Here is a 7354-nt window from a genome sequence, read left to right on the forward strand (position 1 = left end):
CGCCAGGTTGTGGCTCGCTGAACTTTCCTGCCGTTGATCGGCTGCTATAGAAGCCGATGAGTCGGGTTAGGATGTTCTACCCTATATCCGATTGCTCGATAACCTGCCTGGCGCTTGTCCCACATCCGAAGCAAGCCCGGATGCCCAGTGTCGACGAAATCGAGGATGCGAACATCGGCTTTCGTTGCGTGCTCGCGGTGTAGTCTTCCGGCGTATTGCTGAAGCGTACCTTTCCATGAGATGGGCATTGCGAGGACGAGCGTGTCAAGCGGAGGATGGTCGAAACCTTCGCCCACGAGCTTGCCGGTTGCCAGAATCACTCGTGGAGCATCTGCCGGCAACGCTTCGAGTTCGGCGATTACGAGACTTCGTTGTTTCTTCGACATGCGCCCATGCAGTGTGAAAATCTTCTCCACGCTTCTGGTCAGAACTTCTTCGATGGCCGCGACGTGTTCGGTGCGCTCGGTCAGAACGAGAACCTTGCGCCCGCTGGAAAGTGCAGCGACCACCTCGTCCCCGATGGCCGCCGTACGGTGCGGGTCGGTAGCGACATGCCGGAAGACATCCTGAATACCTGCTTCGGCAGGTAGGTCAATCGTCGAAGATTGGATTCGGGGAATGACCTCAAGGTCGTGTGGCGCCGTGTCCGGTCGCGAGGCAGTATGGCGGATTGGTCCGCACTGCATGAATATAATGGGATGCTGGCCGTCTCTGCGGATCGGCGTCGCAGTCAGCCCGAGCACATATTTCGCTCTGGCGCGCTTCAGCAATCCTTCGAATGAGACCGCAGAGAGATGGTGGCATTCGTCCACGATCACATGCCCGTACTGCTCGATCAACTCGCTCGTGTCGCCCTGGCGTGAGAGCGACTGCATGACGGCAATATCGATTCGCCCGCTGGGCTTCACTTTTCCGCCGCCAATTGTGCCGACAACACCCTTGCTGACACCGAGAAACGCTTGTAGCCGCTCCTGCCATTGCCGGAGCAGTTCGGTTCGGTGTACAAGGACTAGCGTGTTGACCCCACGTCGCGCGATCAGGGCTGCCGCAGTTACTGTTTTGCCGAATGCGGTTGGAGCACATAGCACCCCGGTATCGTGTCGAAGCATCGCCGTGACAGCCTCTTCCTGATCGGCTCGCAACGTGCCTGAAAAGGCGACATCGAGGGGTTTGCCTGAAAACCGCTCGTCGTGAAGTTCGCACCGAATTCTGTTGTCACGAAGCAACTTGCGGGCGGCGTCAAGACATCCGCGCGGTAACGCGATGTGCTTCGGGTGGTTTTCTGCGCAACCAATAATTCGTGGTTTGTCCCAGACAGGGAAACGCATAGCCTGGGCCTTAAAAAATTCGGGATTTGGAAAGGCGGCGAGGCGGATCAGCCGGTTTAGCAAAGGTTGGGGGACGCATGCTTTCTCGAAATAGACGAGATTTGCTGCTGTGACAGAGAGCGAAGCTGGCATCGGACCCGGCAGTGTGTCTTGCCGGTTTTTGCGCACTTTCCACGGTTCTGCCTGATCCTCCTCGGTAATGAAGGTTACATCGAGAGGGTGCGTACCGCCCGTAGCATCCATGGTGGTCTGCTCGACGGAGTCAGTCGCCATCGACTGAATCGACGCCAGGTAGGCCCACTGGTCCGTGTAGGGTTGGAAGTTCTCGTCGACGAATACACTGCAATCCTGCTCGCGCGGCGTCTTTTGCAGAGGAAGTGCAATCAGATTGCCGAAGCCACCCTTCGGCATCGTGTCTTGATTAGGGAAAAGGCGGTCGTAGAATGCCAGCTTCAGTTGCCGGGTTCGCGCGCATGTGTGGCTGATGATCGCGGTGCCCAGGCGTCGCGCATCCCGAGCAGGTACGGCCGACCGGAAGAAAATCCAGATGTGCGCGCCATTGCCAGATCGCGAGATTTCCAGCGCAACCGGTACGCCTAATTCGGTGCATGACGACCTGAAAGCCTGAGCATCCTCCTGCCAGTCGGCGTCATCGAAATCGACGGCAAGAAAATGACAGGTATCGTCAGCCAGCAAGGGGTAGACGCCAATCGTGTGCCTACCGGCAAGGTGGTCATAGACAATCTGGTCCGACAACGGTATCAGGAGGCGGTGGCCGCAGTCGGAGCATTTGATTCGGGGTTTCTCACAAATACCGGGTCTCCACTCGTTGGCACAAGCGGGTGAGTAGCCTGATTTGCCAGCCTTGCTTTGCCATCTGACCGGATAAACGTCGGTACGACCCTGAAACAGCCGGCGAAACAAAGCGACTTTCTCGTCCGTACTAAGCCGGGACGCCTCGGACTGCTGCGGGGCCACTGGTTCGGCCAACGACCGTTGGAAGTCGATGCCGTGCGCATCGAGCACGGCACGGAGCCTCGCATTTTCGGCGCGCAACCGCTCCAGTTCGCTGATCTCTAGTGTTGTGTCGGCGTCGTGAACGGGATGGACACCTTTCTGTCCCTGAACACCAACTGTCGTGGAGCGGTTCAATCCATGTCCTTCGAGCGATTGCTATATAATGAAAATTATATAGCAAGGAGGGCGTCATGCTTACATTCAAGGTCACAACGGTCGGAGCTTCGGCTGGCTTCATTCTTACCAAGGAGGCGATGGCACGGCTCAAGGTGCAGAAGGGCGATACCGTGTATCTGACTGAGGCGCCCGAAGGCGGCTACCGGATTACGCCGTACAACCCGGATTTTGAACGCCAGATGAAGTTGGCGGAAGAGATCATGCACGATGACCGCGAGATTCTGCGGGCGCTGGCTCAATGACAGCGTGGCGCTGGGTACGCGCAGATCTGACTTATGCGGTGCATGATCGCCAGCTTGCCGAGCATGGAGGGCTCGATGGCGTGCGCGACAAAGGCGCAGTGGAGTCAGCACTGGCTCGGCCGCAGAACCTGGACCTATACGCAAATGCGGACGCGGCGGCGCTCGCTGCCGCCTATGCGTATGGACTAGCTCGGAATCATGGCTTTGCGGACGGCAACAAGAGAACTGCGTGGGTGGTCGCGCGCCTTTTCCTGGCAGACAACGGCTATCGGCTGAAGTTTGATCCGGCCGACGCCGTAAGGACGATGGAAATGGTTGCTGCTGGCGCGCTCGATGAAGCTGCGCTGGCGGAATGGTTCCGGCAGCGGATCGCCAAGTAAGTCGGCGGACGATTAAACTCGAAACTCGCGCTGGTTTAACCAGTTACGGGCGTCTCATGAGTGACGCCGACGACAGCATCCTTTCGACATACCGCGCGATCATGTCGATTTCCAGATTGACCTTCGCTCCCGGCTTCAGATGCCGCAGCGTCGTCACCTCGACCGTATGAGGAATCAGGTTGATCGAGAATTCGCAGCCGTCGTCGCGGTCCTCGACGGCGTTGACGGTGAGGCTCACGCCGTTGACGGTGATCGAGCCCTTGTAGGCCAGGTAGCGGCCGAGCTCGCGCGGCGCGATCACCCGCAGTTCGTGCGATTCGCCGACGGGCGCAAAGCGCGTGACGGCGCCGAGCCCGTCGACGTGCCCGGACACGATGTGGCCGCCCAGGCGATCGTGCGCGCGCAGCGCCTTTTCGAGATTCACGTCGCCGGGTTCGGCGAGGCCGACCGTCTTGTTCAGGCTTTCGCGCGACACCTCGACATCGAACGTGTCGGCCGTCTTCGCGACGACCGTCATGCACGCGCCCTGGATCGCGATGCTGTCGCCGAGCGCGACGTCGGCGAGGTCGAGCCCGCCCGCGCGCAGCGTGAGGCGCACGCCCGCGTCGGGCGAGGAGGCGATCGGCTCGATCGTTTCGATGCGGCCGACTGCCGCGACGATTCCGGTAAACATCGTGTCGGGTTCCGTTATCAGTGAGTGGGGGGCGCGCTCGCGTGTGCGGGCGCGAAGCGCGCGAGGATGCGCAGGTCGTCGCCGACGCGCTCGACGCTGTGGAACGCGAGGCGCGTGCGATCGGCGAGCGACGCCGGCGCGGCGAGATCGAACATCGCGGCCGCGTCGGCACCGAGCAGGCTCGGCGCGAGATAGACGAGCAGCTCGTCGACGCAGCGCTCGCGCAGCAGCGAGCCGTTCAGCTTGTGGCCCGCCTCGACGTGCAGTTCGTTGATCCCGCGTTCGCCGAGCACGGCGAGCATCGCGGGCAGGTCGACCTTGCCGCGCGCGTTCGCGAGCGGCACGATCTCCGCGCCGCGCTCGCGCAGCGCCAGCGCGCGCGCTTCGCTTTGCGAATCGAGCGCGCCGCAGAAGATGAGGAGCGAGCCGCCTTCGAGCAGGCGCGCGGTGAGCGGAATGTCGAGGCGGCTGTCGATCAGCACGCGGCGCGGCTGGCGCGGCGTGTCGACGCCGCGCACGTTCAACTGCGGATCGTCTTCGCGCACGGTGCCGATGCCCGTCAGGATCGCGCACGCGCGCGCGCGCCACTTGTGGCCGTCGTCGCGCGCGGCGTCACCCGTGATCCATTTGCTTTCGCCGGAGGCGAGCGCCGTGCGGCCGTCGAGCGACGCGGCCGTTTTCATCCGCACCCACGGCCGGCCGCGCGTCATTCGCGACACGAAGCCGATGTTCATTTCGTGCGCCTCGTGCGCGAGCAGGCCGCAGCGCACGTCGATGCCCGCGTCGCGCAGCATCGCGAGGCCGCGCCCGGACACCTGCGGGTTCGGGTCCTCCATCGCCGCGACGACCTTGCCGACGCGCGCGTCGATCAGCGCGTGCGCGCACGGCGGCGTGCGGCCGAAGTGGCTGCACGGCTCGAGCGTCACGTAGACGGTCGCGTCGCGCAGGTCGTGGACGCGCGCGCGCGCGTCCTTCAGCGCCTGCACTTCCGCGTGATCCTGGCCCGCCGGCTGCGTGAAGCCCTCGCCGATCACGACGTCGTCCTTGACGATCACGCAGCCGACGCGCGGATTCGGCGTCGTCGTGTACATCCCGCGCGCGGCGAGCGCGAGCGCGCGCTGCATGTGGGTGAAGTCGCTTTCCGAGAACATCGATTCGTCCTGTCAGTCGTGCGGCAGATCAGGGGCGCAGCGCCGCGAACGCGCGGCGTGCGGCGGCGAGCGTCGCGTCGAGCGTGTCGTCGTCGTGCGCGCTCGACACGAAGCCCGCTTCGTACGCGGAAGGCGCGAAATACACGCCTTCGTCGAGCATCAGATGGAAGAAGCGGTTGAAGCGCTCGGTGTCGCTCTTCGTCACGTCGGCGAAGCTCGCCGGCACGTGCTCGGTGAAGTAGAGGCCGAACATCCCGCCGATCGCGTCGGCCGAGAACGGCACGCCGGTCGTGCGCGCTTCGGCGGCGAGACCGTCGGCGAGCCGGCGCGTCTTTTGAGCGAGCGCGTCGTAGAAGCCGGGCGCCTGGATCAGCTTGAGCGTCGCGAGGCCCGCGGCGACCGCGATCGGGTTGCCCGACAGCGTGCCCGCCTGATAGACGCCGCCGAGCGGCGCGAGATGCGACATGATGTCGCTGCGGCCGCCGAACGCGGCGGCCGGCATTCCGCCGCCGATCACCTTGCCGAGGCACGTGAGGTCCGGCGCGATTCCATAGTGCTGCTGCGCGCCGCCCAGCGCGACGCGAAAGCCGCACATCACTTCGTCGAAGATCAGCACGGCGCCGTGCTTCGTGCAGAGCGCGCGCAGCGCGTTCAGGAACTCGGGCGTGCCGCGCACGAGATTCATGTTGCCCGCGACGGGTTCGACGATCACCGCGGCGATCTCGTCGCCGAACGCGGCGAACGCTTCGTCGAGCGCCGCGATGTTGTTGTATTCGAGGACGGTCGTGTGCTTCGCGACGTCGGCCGGCACGCCCGCCGAGGTCGGATTGCCGAACGTGAGGAGCCCCGAGCCCGCCTTCACGAGCAGGCTGTCCGCGTGGCCGTGATAGCAGCCTTCGAACTTGACGATCCGGCTGCGGCCGGTGAAGCCGCGCGCGAGGCGCAGCGCGCTCATCGTCGCTTCGGTGCCGCTCGACACCATCCGCACTTGTTCGATCGACGGCACGAGCTTGCAGATTTCCTCGGCGATCTCGATCTCGGCCTCGGTCGGCGCGCCGAACGAGAAGCCGTCGGCGAGCACGCGCTGCACGGCGGCGAGCACGTCCGGATGCACGTGGCCGACGATCATCGGGCCCCACGAGCCGATGTAGTCGATGTAGCGTTTGCCGTCCGCATCCCAGAAGTACGCGCCTTGCGCGCGCGCGACGAAGCGCGGCGTGCCGCCGACCGAGCGGAACGCCCGCACCGGCGAATTGACGCCGCCCGGGATGGTTCGCTGAGCGCGTTCGAAGAGAGTCTGATTGTTCGACATGAATTGGACCTGCGAGAGAGTGCGCGCGAGCGGCGAAGCGCCGCGGCTCGCGTCGGGCGTATCGATCCGACCGATTGTACCGGAGACGCGCGGCGCGGGCTTTCCCGGCGCTGCGGCGGTTCGGCGCGCGGGGCGGGGCGTGTGGGCGGAGCGCGGGCAACGCGGGTCCGGGCGACGCCGCGGCGCGGCGTATCGAGGAACGGTTCGCGATCGACGCTCGGGCGCGGCGAGATTCGCGCGATTCCTGCGGTGCCGGACGGATTCGTCGCGTCGATCGACGAATGGGTCGTGGTTTGGTGCCGATTGCCGTTGTTCGCCGCGGCGAACGGCGGGATGAGGCGCGGGGCGAGTCGCCGCGCGAATTGCAGCACGAATTGCAGCGCGAATTGCCGTACGAATCGCCGCCCGACGGGCGGCGCGTGACGAGCGGCGGTGCGCCGGCTATGCGCGCTTCGGTGGCTTGCGCTTGCCGGTGAGTTCGGCCCAGCGTTTTTCGAGCGCACCCTCGACCATCGGCTTGATCGACGTGCCCGACGTCTGCGCATCCCACGTCTGCACCGAGAACGGATGCGCGCGCAGCGCGTCGCGCGGGATCACGACTTCGCTGTGGCCGTCGACGAGCCAGTCGTAGACGAAGTCGATGCAAAGCCGGTAGCCGCGCTTCGTTTGCGGATCAGGCACCTCGTACGGCTCGCGCGTCACGTAGCCGGAACCGAACACGCCCTTCGGCTCTTTCGCGACACGATGCAGGAACACGCGGTCGCCCGGCAGGATGCTGCGCGAGAAGCCGCAGCCCCAGACGTCGGCGACCGCTTCGCCCGCCTTCACGCGCGCGGCCATTTCGGGCAGCTCGGGCCAAGGCCATTTCTTGGGGCTCCAGATCAGCAGGAAGGCGGTCATGTCGGCAGCTCGGCGCGGAATCGTCCAACGAAAACGCCGAGCTTAACCGATGCGCGGACGCCGCGCGACGGCGGCGCGCGGAGACGATGGCCGGGATCATGAAACGCGGCGTGGGCCCGCTGACCCGCCGCTCACCGACCTGCCGACCTGCCGACCCGCCGACCCGCCGACCCG

At 64.7% G+C, this 7354-nt stretch carries 6 protein-coding genes and 1 pseudogene; 2 read left to right on the forward strand and 5 right to left on the reverse strand.

The genetic code is table 11. The annotated features are described in order from the left end of the window. Positions 1–44: 44 nt before the first annotated feature. The gene (locus tag WS91_RS28180) at positions 45–2480 is read right to left on the reverse strand and encodes a TOTE conflict system archaeo-eukaryotic primase domain-containing protein (RefSeq protein WP_331458340.1); all 2436 of its coding nucleotides are present in this window, start codon (positions 2478–2480) and stop codon (positions 45–47) included. Positions 2481–2536: 56 nt separating this feature from the next. Here WS91_RS28180 and WS91_RS28185 point away from each other — a divergent pair, with 56 nt between their 5' ends. Further along, on the forward strand, positions 2537–2764 hold the full coding sequence (locus WS91_RS28185) for a transcriptional regulator (protein ID WP_059671456.1): 228 nt from the start codon (positions 2537–2539) through the stop codon (positions 2762–2764). After that, positions 2761–3144: a type II toxin-antitoxin system death-on-curing family toxin gene (locus WS91_RS28190; RefSeq protein ID WP_059584422.1), complete on the forward strand. Its 384-nt coding sequence runs from the start codon at positions 2761–2763 to the stop codon at positions 3142–3144. Before WS91_RS28185 ends, WS91_RS28190 begins: the two co-directional genes overlap by 4 nt. Positions 3145–3187: 43 nt before the next feature. Here WS91_RS28190 and WS91_RS28195 read toward each other — a convergent pair whose 3' ends face one another. The 4 genes and pseudogenes from WS91_RS28195 to WS91_RS28215 all read right to left on the reverse strand — a co-directional run bounded on the left by WS91_RS28195 (position 3188) and on the right by WS91_RS28215 (position 7180). Beyond that, on the reverse strand, positions 3188–3817 hold the full coding sequence (locus tag WS91_RS28195; RefSeq protein WP_059584424.1) for a riboflavin synthase: 630 nt from the start codon (positions 3815–3817) through the stop codon (positions 3188–3190). 17 nt (positions 3818–3834) lie between these two features. Then, a complete protein-coding gene (gene ribD, locus WS91_RS28200; RefSeq protein ID WP_038745745.1) occupies positions 3835–4968 on the reverse strand; it encodes a bifunctional diaminohydroxyphosphoribosylaminopyrimidine deaminase/5-amino-6-(5-phosphoribosylamino)uracil reductase RibD in 1134 nt (377 codons plus the stop codon). Between the two features lie 28 nt (positions 4969–4996). Next, positions 4997–6418 (reverse strand): annotated as a pseudogene (gene hemL / locus WS91_RS28205) (glutamate-1-semialdehyde 2,1-aminomutase); the annotation flags it as partial. Positions 6419–6721: 303 nt separating this feature from the next. Further along, on the reverse strand, positions 6722–7180 hold the full coding sequence (locus WS91_RS28215; RefSeq protein WP_038745739.1) for a hypothetical protein: 459 nt from the start codon (positions 7178–7180) through the stop codon (positions 6722–6724). Positions 7181–7354: the final 174 nt, after the last annotated feature.

Source organism: Burkholderia sp. MSMB1498 (assembly GCF_001526245.1).
Taxonomy (GTDB): Bacteria; Pseudomonadota; Gammaproteobacteria; order Burkholderiales; family Burkholderiaceae; genus Burkholderia; species Burkholderia savannae.

Coding starts and splice junctions, on each gene's coding strand:
- WS91_RS28185 (WP_059671456.1), top strand. CDS start 2,537: ATGCTTACATTCAAGGTCACAACGGTCGGAGCTTCGGCTGGCTTCATT.
- WS91_RS28190 (WP_059584422.1), top strand. CDS start 2,761: ATGACAGCGTGGCGCTGGGTACGCGCAGATCTGACTTATGCGGTGCAT.
- WS91_RS28195 (WP_059584424.1), bottom strand. CDS start 3,817: ATGTTTACCGGAATCGTCGCGGCAGTCGGCCGCATCGAAACGATCGAG.
- ribD (WP_038745745.1), bottom strand. CDS start 4,968: ATGTTCTCGGAAAGCGACTTCACCCACATGCAGCGCGCGCTCGCGCTC.
- WS91_RS28215 (WP_038745739.1), bottom strand. CDS start 7,180: ATGACCGCCTTCCTGCTGATCTGGAGCCCCAAGAAATGGCCTTGGCCC.